Origin of the sequence: Massilia rhizosphaerae (genome assembly GCF_016093545.1) — a bacterium.
GTDB classification, from domain to species: domain Bacteria; phylum Pseudomonadota; class Gammaproteobacteria; order Burkholderiales; family Burkholderiaceae_D; genus Telluria; species Telluria rhizosphaerae.
The window spans coordinates 133878-155190 of record NZ_JADKYX010000007.1 but is presented as its reverse complement, the minus strand read 5'-3'; the positions used below and the strand labels follow the sequence as shown (position 1 = coordinate 155190).

Genomic DNA, 21313 nt, shown 5'->3' with positions numbered 1-21313 from the left:
AAACGTTCGCGATCGATTCTGTATTAAAACTAGATTGCATGTCAACGAAACCAGAAATTTAGTGAAGTATTTGTCGTTTTTGCTCACGATCTGCGCCATATCCTGCGATTTTTACGCAGATTGAGTAAATACATATATGAAGCAAATGTAGTTCGAGTACAAATTACCGAGAAAAAGCAGACGCAGTGCGGCAGCGGCGCGTGCCGGCGGCCATGGCGGAGGGGGGCGGGAACATGCGGGTGCCGCCAGGCCGCGGCACCCGTCGTGGACTTACATCTTGGGGGCTTGGCAATACTCGGCGACGAACTGGGCGTGATCCGGCATGAAATCGACGCACTGGCGGATCACGTCGGCCACGCCGTCCATGTACTCCTGGATGCCCTCTTCCGACTGCACGTCCACCAGCGGGTGATAGGCCTCGGGGTGGATGTTCTGGCCGATGAGCACCTGCAGCCAGCCGACCTCGGTGAACAGTTCGCTGTCGACGCGGCGCAGGCGGCCGTGCGTGCGGAACAGGTCGATCTTTTCGCGCAGCGTGGCCGGGATCTCCATGTGCGCGCAGGCCTGCCAGAACGGGGCGTCGTCGCGCTGGTTGGCGTAGTAATGCAGAATGATGAAGTCGCGGATGCGCTCGTAGTGGAAGCGCGACAGGCGGTTGAACGCGTCCACGTCCGGCTGGCTGAAGCCCTGGTCCGGGAAGTAGTCCAGCAAGCGCTGGATCGCATCCTGGATCATGTGGATGCTCGTCGATTCGATCGGCTCCAGGAATCCGCTGGACAGGCCGATCGCCACGACGTTCTTGTCCCACGACTTCTTGCGCATGCCGGTCGTGAAGCGTACCGGGCGCGGATCGGCCAGCGGCTTGCCGTCCAGGTTCGACAACAGCACGGCCGCCGCCTCGTCGTCGCTGATGTAGCGGCTGCAGTACACATGGCCGTTGCCGATGCGGTTCTGCAGCGGAATGCGCCACTGCCAGCCCGATTTGTGCGCGGTGGCGCGCGTGTACGGCGTGAGCGCGGGCACCGGTTCGCACGGCACCGCGAGCGCGCGGTCGCACGGCAGCCAATGACTCCAGTCCTCGAAGCCGGCTTCCAGCGTCTGCTCGATCAGCAGGCCGCGGAAGCCCGAGCAGTCGATGAACAAGTCACCCTCGATGCGCTCGCCGTTTTCCATCACGACGGCGTCCACGTGGCCGTCCGTGGCACGCTGCGTCACGCGCACGATTTTGCCCTCGGTGCGCTCGACGCCGCGGCTTTCGGACAGCTTGCGCAAGTGGCGCGCGTACAGGCTGGCGTCGAAATGGTAGGCGTAGTTGATGTCGGCCAGCGGCGAATTGCCCAGGTCCGTGCGCGGCTGCATGAATTTATTGGCGCGGGCGGCCGCGCGCGTGATCGAGTAATCGGCCAGGTCGCGCGCCTTGCCCAGTGCGCGCATCTTGTGCCAGTACTGCTCGAAGCCGACCATCCACAGGTCCTGGCCCATGCGCCCGAAGCCGTGCGTGTAGCGGTCGCCCAGGCGGCCCCAGTTGACGAATTCGACGCCGAGCTTGAAGGTGCCGTTGGTGGCCCGCAGAAACTCGGCCTCGTCGATGCCGGCGACGGTATTGAAGCGCTGGATCATCGGGATGGTGGCCTCGCCCACGCCGACGATGCCGATCTCGTCGGACTCGACGAGGCGGATGCGGTAGCGGCCGCGCAGCGCGGTGGCCAGGGCGGTGGCGGTCATCCAGCCGGCGGTGCCGCCGCCGACGATGACGATGGTGTTCAGGTGTGGTACTTGCATGTTCGTCCCGCGATCATGAAAAAACACCCCTGCTGACCAGGGCCGGCAGGGGTGTCCAGTTTAACCGTATCGTCGCGTTGGGTGGGCGGCCCTCCGCCCACGCGTGACGTTCGCGTTGTGTCGGCGTCACGCGTGGGTGCCCACCCACAGCCTCAGAACTTGTAGCTCGCGCCCACGCTGTAGGTACGGCCGAAGCTGATGTCTTCCGCAATGCTGTCGCGGTTGCCGGCGTAGCGGATGAAGTGCGAGTTCGTGAAGTTGTTCACCGCACCCGACAGCGTCAAGCCCTTCAGCACGCTCGTGCTCGGGAAGTCGTAGTTGACCTGCGCATCCACCGTCGTGTTGCCACGGATGAAGGTGAGCTGGTTGTTGTCCTGGAAGTCGCTGACCTCGCCCAGGAAATCGCCACGCTTCTTGGCGGCCACCGAGACGCGGAAACCGGCGTTCTCATAGTAGACGCGAGCGTTGGTCACCGTATGCGACAGGCCCGGCAGCGGCATCGAGGCGAGACCGCCCGTGTCTTCCACGGTCAGGCCGGTGGTCAACAGGCTCACCGAGCTCAGGGTGTTCGAATAGTTGACCTCGACACCGAAACCGTTCAGGTACTTGGTCACCATGGCGAACGGCAGCGACGCCGACAGCTCGATACCCTTGATGTTGCCGCCCGAACCGTTGACCGGGGTGTTCAGGATACCGACGGTCGAGCCGGCGTGCGGACCGGACGCCGGCAGCGGGGTCTTGGCGCTCAGCAGGCCCGTCGTCGCGAAGTCGACGGTCTTCGGCACGGTCAGCACGTAGGTGTCGAGCTTCTTGTAGAAGGCGGCCGCGGCCACGTAGCCCTTGGCACCGTTAACCGAGAAGTATTTTTCCCACGACAGATCCAGTGCCTTCGCACGGAACGGTTCCAGGTTCGGATTGCCCGCGCTGCCCGACAGGATCGGACCCTCGCGGAACGACGTGTTCAGGCTCACGCCGCCGCCCGGACGCATGTCGTTCATCTTGGAGCGCGACAGCGTCTTGCCCAGGCCGAAACGCAGCATCTGGTCGTACGGCAGTTCGAAGCCCAGGTTCATGCTCGGCAGGAAGTCGTTGTACGAGTGGTGGCCCTGGACCGCGTAGGCCGGGCAAGCCTGGCCGGCGACGCCGGCGCACTTGCTCGTGTCGACGACGGTGCCGGTCGAGCTCTGGTTCGTGTGGATGTACTGCGCGCCGATGTTGCCGCGGTAGGACAGGCCGAACAGCTCGCCTTCCAGGTTGCCCATCAGGTAGCCGGTCGAGACTTTTTCCGACACATCCCAGTTCTTGTCCGTCTGGATCGGCTGGTCGACTTTCGGCAGCAGCTGATAAATCGTGCCCAGCGAACCGAGCGGGTTCCAGGCGACGACCGGGATGCCCGACTGCGGCGTCACGACGACGTCCGTGCCCGGCACCGGTGCCGAACCGTACGGACCCGTGCCGACGACCAGGTTGCCTTCGTTCTGGTCGCGGCCCTTGGTGCGGTTGGTGCGGTTGACGCCGAATTCGACGGAGGTCAGCGGACCCAGCTCCAGATCATGCTTGGCGGACAGGCGGCCCGACTTGATCTCGTCGGTCGTCACGCCCACGGCCACGTAGCCGGCCTGCGGGTTGCCGGTCAGGCCGCCACCCCAGCCGGCGTGGTCGGTCAGGACGACCTGGCCGCGGTCGGCGTAGTTGAGCGACGTCGTGTATTTCGGCGCCAGGTTGTCGTTGCCGTTGTAGCCGGTCCACGAGATGGTGGAGAGGTTCGTGGCATCGCCCGGCTGGCCGGCCGTCGTTTCATAGCGGCTCGAGTCGTGCTTGACCTTCGAGCCGGCCACGTCGCCGGTCACGGTCCAGCCGTCGTGGCGCAGGCGGCTGTTGATGCCCCAGGAATTCAGGGTGTCGGTCACGGCCTCGATGTGGTTGCGCACGTCGCCCTTGAAGTTCGAGCAGGTGCCCGACGTGGCGACGCCGTCGACGATGGTGGCGTTGGTCAGCACGCCGTTCGGATCGTACGAGCCGGTGCTGCCGCAGACGGAGCCTTCCAGGCCGGTCTTCTTGGTGTTGTCGGTGTTCTTCGAGTGGAACAGGTCGACGGTGGTGAGGAAGTCCTTGTTCGGGCGGAACTGCAGGATGCCCATCACGCCCTTGTTCGTCTGCGGGTCGCGCTGCACGTCCGTCTTGAAGCCGTTCGGCACCTTGACGCTCTGGCCGTTGTACATGGTCGAACCCGCGCCGCCGCCCCAGCCATCGGCCTGGAACTGTTCGGCGCCGGTGTCGTTGAACTTGACCGCGCCCAGGGCCACGCCGATCGTGCGGTTGGCGAACTGGTCGATGTAGGTCAGGGTGCTGCGGTAGCCGGAGCCGGTCCCGAGACCGTTGTTGTGCTCACCGAAGCGCATGGCCTTGTAGCCGACGGCGACGGTGCGCTTGGCGAAGTCCAGCGGCATCACGGTGCGCTGGTCGATCGTCGAGGCGATGCCCTGGCCCATCAGGCTGGCGTCCGGCGATTTGTAGATGGTGATGGTGCCCAGCATCTCGGCCGGGTACAGGTCGAACTTGACGCCGCGGCTGTCGCCGGCGGACGCCTGCTCGCGGCCGTTCAGCAGCGTGCCGTTGAAGTCCGGCGACAGGCCGCGCACGGATATCGCGGACGCGCGGCCCGACGACTTGTCGCGCTGCGCCGTCACGCCCGGCAGGCGCGAGATCGACTCGGCGACCGTCGCATCCGGCAGCTTGCCGATGTCTTCCGCCGAAATCGCTTCGACGATGGAGTTCGAATTCTTCTTGATCGAAATTGCCGCTTCGATGCCGCGGCGGATGCCGGTCACGGTCACCTGGCTGATCGGATTGCCGTTGGCGTCCGTCGTCTGCACGGCCTGCGTGGTGGCGTCCTGGGCATACACATTGGTGCCGAGTGCCGACAGGAACACGGCGCAACCGGCGGCCACCGGGCTCAGCTTGAATACAAGTGCGCCATTGACGTTACGTGCGTGCTTGCCATTAAAAATCTTCATTTGTCCCCTCAAATCATCAGATCTCATTGTTTTCCCGAGGACGACAGCGTGAGCCCGCACACGGGAGCCAGAAGCAAACGTTTATATATACCTACGTTCTGTCAAGGATTCTGTATTAAAACTAGATGCACTGTCAACGCGAGTTGCTTTCAATTACGGGAATGTAGGAGTTTTACGCTGTTTTGACGAAAAAATAGCTTTTCCCGTTGTATCCGAGCTACAAAACATACTCATCTGTGATGTAGTCGCGCTACAAATTGATTTCCATGCACCAACTTGAGCATGAAATGCACCGTTTTGGCGCAAATTCTCGCAATAGTTTTACGGAACGTTGGGATTTGCCAACATTTGGTCTTTGACTTTTCAGAAAACCGATGTAGCAAAACTAAAGAATACGGGACCGTGCCGCGTTGCTGGGCTCAATCGTCTGTAGTATTCTCGGCGCAATAATGTAATAAGCACATTGCCGTCAAGCAATCATCTGAGCGCGCCGATGTAGTCGCACTACGTCGACGAGCACCACCGCCCCTGGAGACCGCATGTCCATCCCCGCCCGCCCCCTGCTTGCCGCCCTGCTGGCCGGCGCCGCCCTTCTTGCCGGCGTGCCGGCCGAGGCGGCCGAGGCGGCCTCCACCGCGGCCGCCATCGACCACATGGACCCGCCGTTCTGGTGGACGGGCATGCACGACCGGCGCCTGCAGCTGATGGTGCACGGCGCGGCCATCGCCGGCCTCGAACCGGCCATCGCGTATCCCGGCGTGCGCATCGCCGCCGTCACGCGCGTGGCCAACCACAACTACCTGTTCATCGACCTGGACGTCGCGCCGGACACGAAGCCGGGCAGCTTCGCCATCGATTTCAGGGCGCCGGCGGGCAGCGCGGCGCAGCCCGCGCGCTACACATATCGCCTGCTGGCGCGCGCGCCGGGATCGAGCGAACGTCAGGGCTTCTCGACGGCCGACACGATCTACCAACTGATGCCGGACCGCTTCGCCAACGGCATGCCTTCCAACGACAGCGTGCCGGGACTCGCCGACAAGCTCGATCGCGCGCTGGGTTACGGGCGCCACGGCGGCGACATCCAGGGCATCATCGACCACCTCGGCTACATCGCCGGCATGGGCTTCACGCAGCTGTGGCCCACGCCGCTCGTCGAGAACGACATGCCGGCCGCGTCCTACCACGGCTATGCGGCGACGGATCACTACCGGATCGATCCGCGCTACGGCAGCAACGCGGACTACGTGCGGCTGGCGCAGGCGGCGCGGCAGCATGGCATCGGGTTGATCCAGGACGTGGTGCTGTCGCACATCGGCCTGAATCACTGGTGGATGAAGGACTTGCCGACGCCGGACTGGATCAACCACGACGGCAAATTCGTGCCGACCATGCACCACCGCACGGCCGTGCAGGATCCATATGCGTCGCAGGAAGACGCCAGCAATTTCACGACGGGCTGGTTCAGCCCCGGCATGCCCGACCTGAACCAGACCAACCCGTTCGTCGCCAACTACCTCATCCAGAACAACATCTGGTGGATCGAATACGCGGGGCTGTCCGGCCTGCGCATCGACACGTTCGGCTATTCGGACGGCGCCTTCCTCGCGCGCTACACGCGGCGCCTGAAGGCCGAATACCCGCACTTGGGCCTGGTGGGCGAGGAATGGAGCAAGCTGCCGCCCGTCGTCGCGCACTGGCAGCGCGCCCCGACCTCGATGCCCGGCATGATGGACTTCCCGCTGGCGGAAGCGATGCGCACGGCGCTGGCGGACAAGAACAACCGCAACACCTTCAACGACGTGTACGAGACGCTGTCGCTGGACTGGCTCTACCCCGATCCTTCGCACCTCGTGCTGTTCGAAGGGAACCACGACATGGCGCGCCTGTACAGCCTCGTCGGCGAGGATATCGCGCGCTGGAAGATGGACCTCGCCTTCGTGATGACGATGCCGCGCATCCCCCATTTCTACACGGGCGACGAGATCCTCATGACGAGCACCACCGGCCGGCGCGACGACAGCAGCTACCGCCGCGACTTCCCCGGCGGCTGGGCCGGCGACAAGGTCGACGCGCTCACGGGCGTGGGCCTCACGCCGCGCCAGCGCGAGGCGCAGGACTTCGTCAGGAAACTCGTCAACTGGCGCAAGGGAGCGGACGTCATCCACCACGGGAAGCTGATGCAGTACGGGCCGGAGAACAATACGTGGGTGTACTTCCGCTACGATCCGCCGACGCGGCGCAAGGTCATGGTCGCGTTCAACGCGAACGACAAGGAGGCCGTGCTCCCCGTCGCGCGGTTCCATGAGATGCTGGCGGGCGTCGCGGCCGGCACCGACGTGCTCACGGGCCGGCGCTTCGACCTGCGCAAGGAAATCCGCCTGCCGGCAAATTCGGTCGTCATCCTCGAACTGTAACGTCTGCGCCATGAACAAACCCACGCTCCTCGCCGCCGCCCTCCTTGTACACGCCCTGACCGCCACCGCGGCCGATGCGCCGCCGCTGCGCTACGACATCTACGTGCGCGGCGCCTTCAACGGCTGGGGCACGGACAACGCCCTCGTCTACCAGGGCAAGGGCGTCTACCAGGCCGACATCCTCGTCAGCCCCGGCAACCATGCCTTCAAGGTGGGCAGCCGCGACTGGGCCGCCGAGTGGGTCGCGAATCCGGCCGCCAGCGTCAGCGTCAAGCCCGGCGCGGCGTATCCGCTGGCGACGGAAGCGGGGCCGGAAGACTATCTGTTCACGAAGCGCACGGCCACGTTCCGCTTCCGCGTCGACGTGTCCGATCCCATGCATCCCGTGCTGACGGTCGCGCCGATCGAGATGCCCGCCGCAGCCGCCCCGGCCGACCCGCACGCGGGCGCGGGCGCAACGGCCGCGCTGACCTTCCCCACTTGGGACGGCAAGGTGGAAACGGCGCGCTTTTCCGTGCGCGACCCGCAGGCGCCGCTGCGCCGCTACGCGCAATCGACGACGATGCAATTGCGCGACCCCGGCCCGCAATCGACGACCTACGAAGAGGACGCGGCGCTGCCCGTCGTCCGCAGCGGCAACCTCGCGTTCGACGCGCTGTTCGCGCTGGCCGGACACGAGATGAAGCAGGATTCCGTGACGGCGATCCGCGACGGGAACTACAACGGCGGCGCGGCCATCCCGTGCGACTGCTTCGAAACCGGCGAAAAATGGCATTACGTGTGGACCCGCGACCTGTCGTACGCGGCGGATCTCGGCCTCGCCCTGCTCGATCCGGAGCGCGTGCGCAATTCGCTGCTGTTCAAGCTGTCCGGCTGGCGTGCCGGGGTGACGAAGGCGGCACACGTCGCGGGCAGCGCGAACGGCCTGCAAGTCGTGCAGGACACGGGCAGCGGCGGCAGCTGGCCCGTCAGCACGGACCGCGTCACGTGGGCGTTCGCGGCCGAGGACCTGCTCCAGACGCTGCCGGCAAGCGAGCGCGCGGCGTTCGCCGCCAAGGCGCTGCGCGCGCTGTCGAACACGATCGAGAACGACCGCCTGGCCGCGTTCGACCAGGCGACGGGCCTGTACACGGGCGAGGAATCGTTCCTCGACTGGCGCGACCAGACCTACGCGAAGTGGATCACGAACGACCTGGCGTCGCTGGCCGGCTCGAAAGCCCTGTCGACCAACGTCGGCCATTACAAGGCGTTGACGGTGGCCGCCGGGCTGGCGCGCGAACATGGAGACCATGAACGCGCCACGCGCTACGACCGATGGGCGCGCGACCTCAAGCGCGCCATCAACGCGCGCCTGTGGCTGCCGGACGCCGGCATGTACAGCAGCCTCACCGCGCCGCATTTCGACGGCGCGCCGCTGCACAAATTCGACTGGCTCGGCCAGGCGCTCGCCATCGTCACGGGCGTCGCCGACGGCGCGCGCGCGCAATCGATCCTCGCCCACTATCCGCACGGGCCGATGGGCGCGCCCGTCATCTGGCCGCAGCAGCAGGACATGCCGGTCTATCACAACCGCGCGCTCTGGCCGTTCGTCACGGCGTACGGCCTGCGCGCCGCGATCGCCGGCCGCAACGTCGCCGTGGCCGACGCCGCGTACGACTCGCTGATGCGCGGCGCCGCGCTGAACCTGTCGAACATGGAAAACCTGGAGTGGCTCTCCGGCCAGCCGCTGCTGCTGGACGAGCAGCACCCCAACCTGATCGGCCCCGTCATCAGCTCGAAGCGCCAGCTGTGGTCCGTCGGCGCCTATCTCGGCATGGTGATCCGCGACGTGTTCGGCGTCGCGGCGACGCCGGACGGCATCGACGTCCGGCCGTTCGTGACCGCGAAGCTGCGCGGCGGCGTGTTCGCGCCGGGCGACGCCATCGCCCTGTACAACCTGCGCCTGCAGGGCCGCGCGATCGACGTCAAGCTGCACCTGCCGCCGGTGCCGGCGGCCGGCAGCAGCGGCTATTACGCGGTCGAGCGCATCCTCGTCGACGGCAAGCCGCAAAGCGGCACGATCCCGTGGCGCGCCCTCGGCAAGCACAGCGCGATCGACGTCCAGCTGGGCAAGCTGGTCGCGGGCGACACGGCCATCCACCGCGTGAACGCCGATCCGTACGAGGAAGCGCCGGCCGTCTTCGGTCCGCGCGAACCGCGCATCGCGGCGCTCGCGCGCACGGGCGGGACGACGACCCTGACGATCGCGCCGGCCGACGGCCAGGCCGGCATCGCGTACAACATCTACCGCGACGGCAGGCTGGTCGCGTCGAACCTGCCGGCCGGCGCGTGGACGGACCGCGCGGGCAGCGCCAGGTCGTGCTACGCCGTCGAAGCGCAATACACGGCGTCGGGCAACCGCAGCCACCACAGCGTGCCGCGCTGCGTCGACGCCGGCGTGTCCATCGCCGCGACGGACCCGCGCGTGCAGGCGAGCGTGGCCCTCGCGCCGGCCAATGCGCGCTTCGCCGAGCCGCACCTCGCCGACTGGGGCCGGCCGGCGGACCGCTTCACGGTACGCGACGTGCGCGTGCCCACGGCCGGCGACTACGCCGTGCAGGTCCGCTACCACAACGGCGCCAACCAGGTGAACCTGGGCATCAGCGGTGGCGTAAAATGGCTGGCGCTCAAGGACCGGTCGGGACGCATCGTCGCGCAGGGCGTCGTGCAGCTGCCGCACGCGCGCATCGAAAAGGCGAACACGCCGACCGTGTATTCGACCCCGCTCGCCGCGCACCTGCAGGCGAACGTGCCGTACCGGATCGAGATGAGCGATTTCTACAATATGAGTTATCTGGACAGCAACCGCACCTTCAGCGCGGCGGGCGGCGTCGACGGACCGTCGAACCGCTTCGACATCTACGGCGTGCGGCTGCTGGCCATCGACGGAACGACCCCATGAAACGAATCGCAATCGCCGCCGCCACGCTGTTGCCCGCCCTGCTGCTGGTTCAACCGCAAGCCGGCGCCACCACCGTGCGCGTGCACTACCCGGCCGGCAAGGACGGCATCCAGATCCGGGCCGACAAAGGCGCCGCCGGCTGGTCGCACGGCGTGCCCGCCACACCCGACGCCGGCCCGGTGAACGTGTGGACCTTCACGTGGCCGGACGCGCTGGGCGACATCCAGATGAAGCCCGCGCTGGGCGCGGACAAGGTATCGATCGGCGGCGTCTACAAGCTGCCGGCCGGCGCCACGCTCGACATCTACCCGTTCTTCGGCCCGCCGTTCGGCAAGGTGACGATCGTGAAGGACTTCGCGTCGCCGCAGCTGGACAACAAGCGTGCGCTGCGCATCTACCTGCCGCCCAGCTACGGGGAGAACGCCGCCAAGCGCTATCCCGTCCTGTACATGCACGACGGCCAGAACCTGTTCGATGCGAAGACGGCGTCGTACGGCGTCGAGTGGGGCGTCGACGAGACCATCAACCGCCTCGTGGCGACGGGTGTGATGGACGAAGCGATCGTCGTCGGCATCGACAACACGCCGGAGCGCATCCCCGAATACACGCCCTGCTGCGACCCGAAATACGGCGGCGGCAAGCTGAAAGCCTACGACGCGTTCATCGTGGAGACGGTGAAGCCCTGGGTCGACAGCCACTACCGCACGCTGCCCGGCAAGGACACGACGGCGATCATGGGCTCGTCGCTGGGCGGCCTCGCCTCCGTGCTGATCGCCCAGCGCCATCCGGACATCTTTTCGAAGGCGGGCGGCGTCTCCAGCTCGTTCTGGTGGAACAACGGGGCGACGATCGCGCAGGCGCCGGCACGCGTGCCCGTGAAGTTCTACATCGACGCCGGCACCCGCGACGACGACCTGGACGACGCGACGAAGATGCGCGACGCGCTGCTGGCCAAGGGCTGGCGCGAGGCGGACGACCTGATGTTCTACAAGGCCGAGGGCGGCCGCCACAACGAAAAGTCGTGGGCCGCGCGCGTGGACAAGCCGCTCACGTGGTTCTTCCCGTGGGGCTCGACCCGGCAGTGACGCGGCGCGGCGCGGACGATCAGAAATCCAGGCTGTACAGATTACTGCCCGCATCCCCCGGCACCAGGTGGACGAAGCGCTCGAACCGCATGCCCATCTTGCGCAGCAGCGCGTTCGACGCGAGGTTGTTGGGCGACGTAATGGCCAGCACGCGCTTCAGGCCCAGCGCCGGCGCGTGGGCCAGCACGGCCATGCCGGCCTCGTACGCATAGCCGCGGCCGCAGTACGGTGCCAGGTAGGCATAGCCGATGTCGACGCCGTCCAGGGTCTCGCGCTTGATCAGGCCGCACATGCCGACCGGCGCGCCGGTCTCCTTCAGCTCGACGACGTAGAGCGAGTGGCCGCGCACCTCCTGCATCGCGATCGGGCCGTCGAGCAGCGCCTGGACCGCGTCCTCGCGCGTGCGGATGCCGCGGTCGCCGATGTGTTCGAGGAAGCCGGGGTCGTTGACGAGCGCCAGGTAGAAATCGGCGTCGTCCGGATGCGCCGTGCGCAGGCGCAGGCGGGCGGTCGCGAGGACGTCCGGCGGCATCAGTCTTCCTCCGGCAGCGGCCAGCGCGCCGGGTCTTCGAGCAGCTTGTACATCACGTAGGCATCCACGTAGCCGAGCCGGCGGTGGCGGTAGGCCTTGGGCAAGGTGCCGACGATGGAAAAGCCGAGCCGCTTCCACAAGTGGATCGCGGGGTTGTTGGTGCTGACGACGAAGTTGAACTGCATCGCCAGGTAGCCCATGCGCCGCGCCTCGCCGATGCTGTGTTCGCCGAGCAGGTGGCCGACGCCAACGCCCTGCGCGTTCGGACTCACCATGTACGACGCGTTCGCCACGTGCGCGCCGCGTCCCACGTGGTTCGGCTGCAGCTTGTACATCCCGAGGATGCGCTCCTCGCCGCGCACGGCGACGTAGGTCGACGCGTCGGGCGCGAACCAGTAGTCGTACGTGTCCTCCCGGCTCGTGCCCGCATCCTGGGCATAGGTCTCGCCCTCGGCCGCGTGCGCCTGGAAAATAGTCCACATAGCATTGAAATCAGTTTCAGTAGCGGGACGAATCTGGATATCTTTCACTGCGTGGCCTGCTATATGTATCGAAAGCGCAAGATTCTACCTAAGGATTCGGCTGCACGGCTGCGAATCCGGTAACTGTGCGTAGAAAATTTCCGTTGAATAAAGGTAGGAAAGAGATCGTGCCCTGCGTTACTGCCCTGCTCGCTTTGGCGTTCCCAAGCGGAAATCGACCGTGTCCGGCCGCCCCGGCAGATGCAAGGTCGCGCGTGCGGGCGGCGCCTCGCTGACGACCTTGCCGGCGCGCAGCACGAGCCGGCGTGCGGCGCGCAGGCGAATCGCTTCGACGGGGTCGGCGGCGTCGAGCCAGACGAGGTCCGCGCGGCAGCCCGGCGCGATGCCGTAGCCCTGCAGGCCGAGGATGCGCGCGGGCACCGCCGTGACCGCGTCGAAGCATTGGCGCATCGCGGCCTGCCCCGTCATCTGCGCGACGTGCAGCCCCATGTGCGCCACTTCGAGCATGTCGCCGGAACCGAGGCCATACCACGGATCCATCACGCAATCGTGTCCGAACGCCACCGGCACGCCGGCCGCCAGCAGTTCCGGCACGCGCGTCATGCCGCGCCGCTTCGGATACGTGTCGTGCCGGCCCTGCAAGGTGATGTTGATGAGGGGATTGGCGATCGCGGCCACGCCGGATTCCGCGATCAGCGGCAGCAGCTTGCTCACATAGTAATTGTCCATCGAATGCATCGACGTCAGGTGCGATCCGGCCACCCTGCCTTGCATGCCCAGCCGTAAAGTCTCGGCGGCAAGGGTTTCGATGTGGCGCGACAGCGGATCGTCGCTTTCGTCGCAATGCATGTCGACCATCAGGCCCTGCTCAGCCGCGAATTCGCACAGCAGCCGGACGGACACCGCGCCGTCCGCCATCGTACGCTCGAAATGCGGGATGCCGCCGACGACGTCCACGCCCATGCCGATGGCGCGCTTCAGGTTGGCGAGGGCCGTCGGGCTGCGCAGCAGGCCGTCCTGCGGGAAGGCGACGAGTTGCAGGTCGATGTAAGGCGCGATGCGGCGCTTGACGTCGAGCAAAGCCTCGACGGCCAGCAGGCGGTCGTCGCACACGTCCACGTGGGTGCGGATGGCCAGCAGTCCGCGTGCCACGGCCCAGTCGCAATAGCGCAGCGCCCGTTCGACCAGAGCCTCCTGCGCCAGTTGCGGCTTCAGCTCGCCCCACAGCGCGATGCCTTCCAGCAGCGTGCCGGATTCGTTCACGCGCGGCAGACCGTAGCTGAGCGTGGCATCCATGTGAAAATGGGCGTCGACGAAAGGCGGGCTCACGAGGTCCCCGCCCACGTCGATCTCGCGCGTGCCGCGCTGCGGCAAAGCGGGCTCGACGGCTGCGATGCGGGCGCCGTCGATCGCGATGTCGACCCGGCGGCCGTCCGGCAGGGTGGCGTTGCGGAGGACGAGATCCATGCTGCTGTCTCCAGATGGGTTACGGTCATATCAGAGTACCACGATGTACATCTTGTCAATGATCTAAATCAAACCCCTATGCTGCATTGCAAGATTTCCGTATAAAAACTACATAGAATTCGCTTTTCAACCCGCATAAAGACCTTTACACTCATCTTATTGCAGTGCGTCATAAACCATACGGTTATAACCTGAAAGACAAGGAACCCAGATGACTTCACTTACCGAACAGTTGTCCGCCGTCCGCAAGTCCCAATGGGAAGCTCAGCTCGACGTGTTCCGGGCCTTGAGCAAGCGCGCACTCGACGGTGCCGAACAGCTGATTGCACTCAACTTGAAAACCTCGCGCGCATCGGTCGAACAGGCCGCCGGTACATTCAAGCAAATGCTCGAAGCAAGTAATCCACGCGACCTGTTGGCGATCAGCTCGACGGCCCAGGGCCAGTGGCAACAATTCTTTTCCTACGGCCGCGAGTTGCTGGGCATTGCCGCCGGCACCCACGAACGCACCTGGAGCACGCAGCCCGCGCCCCTGCAACTGGTGCCCGCCGCGACGGCGAACATCCCGACCTCCGTGCCGCAACTGATGGAACAGGCGGCCATCGCGACGGCCGACGCCACCACGGTGAACAGCGAGATCGCCCAGGCCGCCGTCGACACGGGCGCCGCGCTGGCCGAAGCCGCGCTGGACGCCGGCAAGCAGGCGGTGGCCCGCGCCACGGACACCGCGGCCGAGCAGGTCAAGGAGGCCAAACAGGCCGAAGCCCCGGCGACGACCGTGACCGAAGCGGTCGCCGCCGAACCGCCGGTCCCGGCGCCCGATCCGGTCGAGACGGCCATCGCCGACGAGGCGCCGCGCGCCAAGGCCAAGCCCTTGGCCAAGGCCCTGAACGAGGCCGCGCCGAAGCCGGCCGCCGCCGAGCACCCGATCGCATCCACGGTGCCGCTGGAAGCCGGTCCGCAGGTCGACCTGCCGATCGTCACGCCCAGCGAAAACACGGCGCCGCTGCGCGTCGTGAAGCACGGCGGCAAGACGCCACGCACGCCGCGCAAGAAATAACGATCCGTGCACGCGACGCAAGGCGACAATAGTACGTAGGGTGGGCACCCCGTGCCCACCAATACATGCGTCGCGCGTACGCAAGAAATCGGCAAAAATAGTACAGTAGCGGGCTTCGGCCCGCTTTTTCTTTTGCGGGCACCACAACAAGGATCTTCAATGGGTTTGGCAAGGCTGATCGGCGGCTTCGTGCGCCGCCACTGGCGTTCCTATGCGTCGTCGGCGGTGATGCTGTTCGGCGTGGCCCTGTGCACGGTGCTCGTGCCGCGCAAGGTGGGCGCGATGATCGACGGCCTCGCCGCGCACCGCCTCGGCGGGCACGACCTCCTCGTCCAGATCGGCCAGCTGCTCGGCCTCGGCCTCGCGATCTACCTGCTGCGCGTGGCGTGGCGCCTGCGCCTGTATTCCGCGTCGTACCGCCTCGGCGTCGAATTGCGCACGAAGCTGTACGACCGCCTGTCGGCGCAAGGGCCGGCCTTCTTCCAGCGCCAGCGCACGGGCGACCTGATGGCGCTCGGCACGAACGACATCGACGCCATCGAGCAGGCCGCCGGCGAAGCGATGCTGGCCGGCTTCGACGGCACGCTCACCCTCGTCATGGTCCTGGGCATCATGTTCCTCGGCGTGGACTGGCGCCTGACCCTGATCGCCCTGCTGCCGTTTCCCTTGATGGCGCTGGCGTTCAAGCGCATCTCGAGCCACATCCACGCGGCGTCCACGGATTCGCTGAAGCGGTTCTCGGCCCTCAACGACCACGTGCAGGAAACCCTGTCCGGCGTGCGCACCTTGCGCGCCCTCGGCCTGGAACAACGCAGCGCCGACCAGTTCGCGCAACTGGCCGCGCACGCGGCCGAGGCGAGCCTCGCGGCGCAGAAGTGGGAAGCCGCGTACGAACCGGCCGTCGGCCTCACGCTTACCGCCGCAACCGGCCTCACGCTGGGCCTCGGCGGCTATCTCGTGTGGCAGGGCCAGATCACCATCGGCAGCCTCACGAGCTTCACGATGTACCTGGGACAGCTGATCTGGCCGATGTTCGCCGCGGGCTGGGTGCTGTCGCTGATCGAACGCGGCCGCGCCGCCCTCGCGCGCCTGCAGCCGCTGCTGGACGCGCCGCTCACCGTCGACGACCACGGCACGCTGGAACGGCTGGAGCGGGGTCCGCTCGTGCTGGAACACATCCGCTTCGCCTACGCCGGCGACGCGCGCGCCGCGCTGGACGACGTCTCGCTGCGCCTGGAACCCGGCAAGACGCTGGGCCTCGTCGGCGCCACCGGCGCGGGCAAGTCCACGCTGCTGCGCGTGCTGCTGCGCCAGGCCACGCCGCAGCACGGCAAGGTCGCGTGGGGCGGCCATGCGCTGGACGAGTACACGCTCGCGACGCTGCGCGCGCACATCAGCTGGGTGCCGCAGGAATCGTTCCTGTTCTCCGCGTCGATCGCGGAAAACATCGCCCTCGCCAACCCGGGCGCGTCGCGCGCCGAGATCGAGCAGGCGGCCAAGATGGCCGCGATCCACGACGACATCCTGCGCTTCCCGGACGGCTACGACACGCCCGTCGGCGAAAAAGGCATCACCTTGTCGGGCGGGCAGCGCCAGCGCGTGGCCATCGCGCGCGCGCTGCTGGGGCGCAGCACCCTGCTGCTGCTCGACGACGCCCTGTCCGCCGTCGACACGGGCACGGAAACGAACATCCTCGACCACCTCGACGACGTGCGCCGCAAACGCCCGGAACTGTCCGCGATCATCGCGAGCCATCGCCTGTCGGCCGTCGTGAAGGCCGACCTGATCGTCGTGCTGCGCGACGGCCGCGTCGTCGAACGCGGCACGCACGACGAACTGCTCGCCCTGGACGGCTGGTACGCCAGCCAGTGGCGCTACCAGCAACTGGAGGCCAGCCTCGATGCCATCTGATTCCACCGCCAACAAGGTCACCAAAAGCGTGACCGCCGCCCAGGCGCGCCAGGCCGCGGGCCTGCTGCGCCGCGCCGCGCATCCGGACCGCGGCCACCTCGTGTGGGCCACGTTGTGGCTGATCCTCGCCGCCGGCCTGGAAGTGCTCGGTCCCCTACTCGGCAAGAAGCTGATCGACGAGCACCTGCTGCCGCACCGCCTCGACTGGGCGCGCATGGCGTGGCTGCTGGCCGGCGTGCTGCTCACGGGATGGGCCGCGTCGTGGCTGCGCTTTCTGCAGCTGGTGCGGCTGTCCGGCCTCGCGATGCGCGCCGTGCAGCGCCTGCGCGAATGGGTCTACGGCCATGTGTTGCGGCTGCCGATGGCCTTCTTCGACCGCGCGATCACGGGCCAGCTCGTGAGCCGCGTCACCAACGACACCGAGGCCGTGAAGACCCTGTACATCCAGGTGCTGTTCGTGATCCTCGATTCGAGCATCGTCCTCGTCGGCACGTCGATCGCGATGGCCTGGCTGGACTGGCACCTGATGGTGATCGTGCTGGCGCTCGTGCCCGCGGTGCTGGGCATCGTGTGGCTGTACCAGCGGCTGTCCGCCCCCGCGGTCACCAGGGCGCGGGCGCTGCGCAGCGACATCAACGGGCAGATGGCGGAATCCATCGGCGGCATGAGCGTGCTGCAGGCGAACAATGCGCAGCACCGCTTCGGCCAGCGCTTCGCCCACACGAACGACCAGCACTACACGGCCCGCGTGGCCGAGCTGCGCGCCAACGCCTTCCTGCTGCGGCCCGCGCTCGACTTCCTCAACGTGGTCCTGCTGGCGATCGTCATCTTCAGCTTCGGGCAGCGCAGCATGAACGGCGTCGAAGTCGGGGTGCTGTACGCGTTCATCAGCTACATCGCGCGCGTCGTCGAACCGCTCATCCAGATCACGATGCAGTTTTCGGGCCTGCAGCAGGCCGTCGTCGCGACGGCGCGCGTGGCCGCGCTGCTCGACGAAGCGGGCGCCGCGGAACACCTGGCCGGGCGCGTCACATCCGAACGCCGGCCGGTCGCGCACGACGTCCCCGCCGTGCGCGTGCGCGACCTCTCGTTCGGCTACGCCCCCGGCCAGACGGTGCTGCACGACCTGTCGCTCGACATCCCGCAGGGCGCCTTCTTCGGCATCGTCGGCCACACGGGCAGCGGCAAGTCGACCTTGCTGTCGCTGCTGCTGCGCTACTACGTGTTCGAGCACGGCACCATCACGCTGTTCGGCGAACCGCTGGCGGCCATCGGCAACGAGCGCTTCCGCGCGGAAGTCGGCCTCGTGCCGCAGGATCCATTCCTGCTCGCGGCGTCGGCGCGCGAGAACATCGACATGGGGCGCGGCCTGCCGCACGAGGCCATCGAGGCGGCCGCCCGCGCCGCGCACGCGCACGACTTCATCGCGCGGCTCGAACAGGGCTACGACACGCCGCTGGGCGAAGGCGGCTCGCGCCTGTCGTCCGGCCAGAAGCAGCTGATCGCGATCGCGCGCGCCCTCGCCGGCCGCCCGCGCATCCTGCTGTTGGACGAAGCCACGTCGCGCATCGACAGCCAGACGGAGCAAATCGTGCAGCAGGCCCTGGACGAGCTGCGCGGCCAGGTCACGATCGTCGCCATCGCGCACCGCCTGTCGACGATCCGCGACGCCGACCGCATCGTCGTGCTGAACCATGGCCGCATCAGCGAATCGGGCAGCCACGACGAGCTGATGCGCATCGAAGGCGGCCTGTACCAGCGACTCTATTTACTGCAGCAACTGAGCGTCTGACGCGGCCGTATGGCCGGGAACTTGACCTTCCCACAAAGTTAGCGCCAAACCAACTTTGTTACCGAGATGTTATTGACGTGGTGACGCAGTTTTTTCGATACGAAACTGTGTCTTTTCCGCATAATCGCTCTAAAATCTGATCTTTCTCAATTGCAAGAGCCTATAATCGCGTATGCAGATGTCCCAAATTGAGGGACACCACTTCCTCGGGGAGCTATGTTGGCAGGCCTATTCCGCGCGTTGCAGCACCGACGCAGCCGTGCGCTGCCGGCTCTGCTATTGCTCGTCGCAGGCGGAGCGCTGGCCGCTGACGCCGCCGGCCCTGCCACGCCCGTACGCGACCGCTATGCCGAGATCGCCGAAACCATCCGCGTCACGCCCCAGCGCGCCGTGCCGCTGCTGGCCGGCCTGCAAGCCGAGGCGCGCCGCACGCCCGCCGAACACGCCCGTTTCCTGACCCTCTCCTGCGACCTGAGCCACCGCCTCGGCAAGCACGTGGAAGCCGTCCAGCTGTGCGAACGGGCCCTGCAACTGGGCCGCCAGGCGCAGGACAACGACATCGTCGCGCGCACCCTGCTGTCCAAGGCCTATGCCGTGTTCGGCCTGAACGAATCCGGACAGGCGCACCAACTGGTCTGGGAAGCCGAGCGCCTCGCCGCGGGCAGTGCCGACATCAACCTGCGCATCCTCGTGCTGATCTCGTCGGGCGAATCGTTCGCCGAGGAAGGCAACTTTCCCGTCGCGCTGAACAAGCTGCAAAGCGCCGTGACGCTCGCGCGCCAGAGCGGCGCCCCTCTGCAGATCGCCATCTCGCTCAATGCGCTGGCCTACCTGTACGGCGAGATGCGCGAATTCGACAAGGGCTTCGACGCGATCGGCGAAGCGGAGCGGCTCGCGGAGCAGATCAATTCGCCGGGCCGCCTGGCGATCTTCAAGACCACCGAATACATCCTCGCGGTGAACAACGGCGACGTGGCGCGCGGCACCAAGGCGCTGCTGTCCGCGCTCGCGCTGGAGCGCGGCATCGATGCGGATGCGATGGTCGCCAACACCCTCGTCAACCTGGCCGACGCCTACCTCAAGGAGCAGGAGTGGCGCCGCGCCCTCACCTATGCCCAGCAGGCGCTGGACCAGGCGGAAAAGCTGCATGACGACGCCCTCGCGGCCACGGCCCGCGTCAACGTGGGACAGGCCTATCTCGGCATGGGCCATCTGGCCGAGGGCAAGAAGGCCATCGAGCTGGGCATGGACTGGTACCAGCGCTCCGGCAACAAGCCGGACCAGCAGGGCGTGCTCGTCGAATATGGCGACGCGCTGGAACGCGCCGGCGACCTGGCCGGCGCGCTGGCCGCGTATCACCGCGAGCGCGCGCTGTCGAACGAGTTGTTCGAGACGCGCCGCCAGAAGGCGATGATGGAGCTGCAGGAAAAATACGAGGCCGACAAGCGCCAGCGCCAGATCGAGATGCTGCGCCAGGAAAACCAGGTCAAGTCGACGGAACTCGACAACCGGCGCCTGCAGCAACGCATCTGGTGGCTGCTGGCGCTCGTGTTCGCGCTCGCGTCGGTCATCGTCGGCATCCTGTACCGCAAGGTGCGCCACGCCAACGCCCAGCTCGAGGAAAAGAACCAGGAACTCAAGCTGCAAAGCGCGCGCGATCCGCTGACGGCGCTGTACAACCGCCGCCACTTCCAGGAATTCATGCGCGCGCACCAGGAGATCGAACGCCGCGGCGCCGACAGTCAGGGCAACCGCAGCGGCGAGGAAATGGTCAGCGCCATGTTCCTGCTCGACGTCGACCACTTCAAGCACATCAACGACACCTACGGCCACGGCGCCGGCGACGCGGTGCTGCGCGAGATCGCGGAAGCGCTGCGCGACATCCTGCGCGAGACCGACATGATCGTGCGCTGGGGCGGCGAGGAATTCCTCGCCTTCCTGCCGGCCGTGCCGAGGAACAGCCTGGACGAGGTGGCGCGCCGTCTGCTGGCGGGCATCCCGGAACGCGCGATCGACTACCAGGGCACCCGGCTGTCGGTGAACGTGTCGATCGGCTTCGCGCCGTTCCCGCTGGCGCCCGGCGCGAGCGACATCTCGTGGGAGCGCGCGATCAACATCGTCGACATGGCGCTGTACCTGGCCAAGGGCCATGGCCGCAACCGCGCGTACGGCGTGCGCGGCCTGGCCGGCCTGGATCCGGCCGCGATGGACGAGGTCGAGCACGACATCGAACAGGCGTGGCGCGCGGGCCTCGTCGATCTCTCGATCGTGACCGCGCACATGCCGGCGCTGCGCATGGCGTCGTAACGCCGCGCGTTACTGCGCCGCGCGCTGCATCTTCTCGCCGGCCTTTTCCACCTTCTTGCCGGCCTGCTCGGTCGCTTGCCTGGCACCCTCGCGCGCCTCGCGCACGGCGGCGTCGGCCTTGTCGACCTGCGCCTGCACCTTGTCGGTCACCTTGTCGTTGATCTGCTCGATCTTGCCGTTCACGCGGTCGAGCTTTTCCTGCACCCGGGTGCCGGCCGCGTCGACCTTCGCCTGCGCGCGCGCGCCCGCGTCGTCGATGGCCTTGCCGGCCTGCTGGGCGGGGCCCATGCCGTCGCTTGCGCGGTTGCACGCCGCCAGGAGACAGCCCGCCAGCATTGCGCCGATGATGGATATGCGGTTCATTTTCCGTCCTCCTCGGCTGCCGAATATACACCCGCGACACGGCCCGCGGCGGACGCTTCGTGCCCGCATCCGGTTCGCCCCGCCCATCCCCCGGCTCGCCACATTCCGCTGGCCCGGGCCGCCCGGCCGGCGTAGCCTGGCACGCAATGACCCAGCCAGG

13 protein-coding genes are annotated in these 21313 nt (G+C 66.9%); 7 read left to right on the top strand and 6 right to left on the bottom strand.

Translation table 11 applies throughout. The features are described from left to right. Positions 1-270 precede the first annotated feature (270 nt). Both ISF28_RS12885 and ISF28_RS12880 read right to left on the bottom strand, forming a co-directional pair. Positions 271-1782 (bottom strand): tryptophan halogenase family protein, encoded by a 1512-nt coding sequence (locus ISF28_RS12885; RefSeq protein WP_198117584.1) that lies wholly within the window; start codon positions 1780-1782, stop codon positions 271-273. 152 nt (positions 1783-1934) lie between these two features. Further along, positions 1935-4799, bottom strand: a complete 2865-nt coding sequence (locus ISF28_RS12880; protein WP_198117583.1) for a TonB-dependent receptor — start codon at positions 4797-4799, stop codon at positions 1935-1937. Positions 4800-5338: 539 nt separating this feature from the next. Here ISF28_RS12880 and ISF28_RS12875 point away from each other — a divergent pair. Genes ISF28_RS12875 through ISF28_RS12865 form a run of 3 tightly spaced genes read left to right on the top strand, consistent with a single transcriptional unit; the run spans position 5339 to position 11239 of the window. Next, positions 5339-7213 (top strand): glycoside hydrolase family 13 protein, encoded by a 1875-nt coding sequence (locus ISF28_RS12875; protein ID WP_198117582.1) that lies wholly within the window; start codon positions 5339-5341, stop codon positions 7211-7213. 10 nt (positions 7214-7223) lie between these two features. After that, positions 7224-10154: an esterase gene (locus tag ISF28_RS12870; RefSeq protein ID WP_198117581.1), complete on the top strand. Its 2931-nt coding sequence runs from the start codon at positions 7224-7226 to the stop codon at positions 10152-10154. Next, positions 10151-11239 carry an alpha/beta hydrolase gene (locus ISF28_RS12865; RefSeq protein WP_198117580.1) on the top strand — a complete coding sequence of 363 codons (1089 nt, stop codon included), beginning with the start codon at positions 10151-10153 and terminating at the stop codon, positions 11237-11239. Before ISF28_RS12870 ends, ISF28_RS12865 begins: the two co-directional genes overlap by 4 nt. Before the next feature lie 19 nt (positions 11240-11258). Here ISF28_RS12865 and ISF28_RS12860 read toward each other — a convergent pair whose 3' ends face one another. The 3 genes from ISF28_RS12860 to ISF28_RS12850 all read right to left on the bottom strand — a co-directional run bounded on the left by ISF28_RS12860 (position 11259) and on the right by ISF28_RS12850 (position 13720). Beyond that, complete coding sequence (locus ISF28_RS12860) at positions 11259-11771, bottom strand: GNAT family N-acetyltransferase (protein ID WP_198117579.1); 513 nt, start codon at positions 11769-11771, stop codon at positions 11259-11261. Next, positions 11771-12253 (bottom strand): GNAT family N-acetyltransferase, encoded by a 483-nt coding sequence (locus ISF28_RS12855; protein WP_229519054.1) that lies wholly within the window; start codon positions 12251-12253, stop codon positions 11771-11773. The genes ISF28_RS12860 and ISF28_RS12855 overlap by 1 nt, the downstream gene beginning before the upstream one ends. A 177-nt stretch (positions 12254-12430) precedes the next feature. Continuing rightward, a complete protein-coding gene (locus ISF28_RS12850; RefSeq protein WP_198117577.1) occupies positions 12431-13720 on the bottom strand; it encodes an amidohydrolase family protein in 1290 nt (429 codons plus the stop codon). A gap of 211 nt (positions 13721-13931) precedes the next feature. Between ISF28_RS12850 and ISF28_RS12845 the strand changes: the two genes are divergently transcribed. The 4 genes from ISF28_RS12845 to ISF28_RS12830 all read left to right on the top strand — a co-directional run bounded on the left by ISF28_RS12845 (position 13932) and on the right by ISF28_RS12830 (position 20790). After that, positions 13932-14780 carry a phasin family protein gene (locus ISF28_RS12845; RefSeq protein WP_198117576.1) on the top strand — a complete coding sequence of 283 codons (849 nt, stop codon included), beginning with the start codon at positions 13932-13934 and terminating at the stop codon, positions 14778-14780. 159 nt (positions 14781-14939) lie between these two features. Beyond that, on the top strand, positions 14940-16691 hold the full coding sequence (locus ISF28_RS12840; protein ID WP_198117575.1) for an ABC transporter ATP-binding protein: 1752 nt from the start codon (positions 14940-14942) through the stop codon (positions 16689-16691). Beyond that, positions 16681-18483, top strand: coding sequence for an ABC transporter ATP-binding protein (locus ISF28_RS12835; RefSeq protein WP_198117574.1), 1803 nt, complete (start codon positions 16681-16683; stop codon positions 18481-18483). The genes ISF28_RS12840 and ISF28_RS12835 overlap by 11 nt, the downstream gene beginning before the upstream one ends. A gap of 279 nt (positions 18484-18762) precedes the next feature. After that, positions 18763-20790 (top strand): tetratricopeptide repeat-containing diguanylate cyclase, encoded by a 2028-nt coding sequence (locus tag ISF28_RS12830; RefSeq protein ID WP_229519053.1) that lies wholly within the window; start codon positions 18763-18765, stop codon positions 20788-20790. A 9-nt stretch (positions 20791-20799) separates the two neighbouring features. Here ISF28_RS12830 and ISF28_RS12825 read toward each other — a convergent pair whose 3' ends face one another. Next, entirely contained in the window at positions 20800-21153 is a 354-nt protein-coding gene (locus tag ISF28_RS12825; RefSeq protein ID WP_198117572.1) for a hypothetical protein, read from the bottom strand. Between the last annotated feature and the right edge of the window lie 160 nt (positions 21154-21313).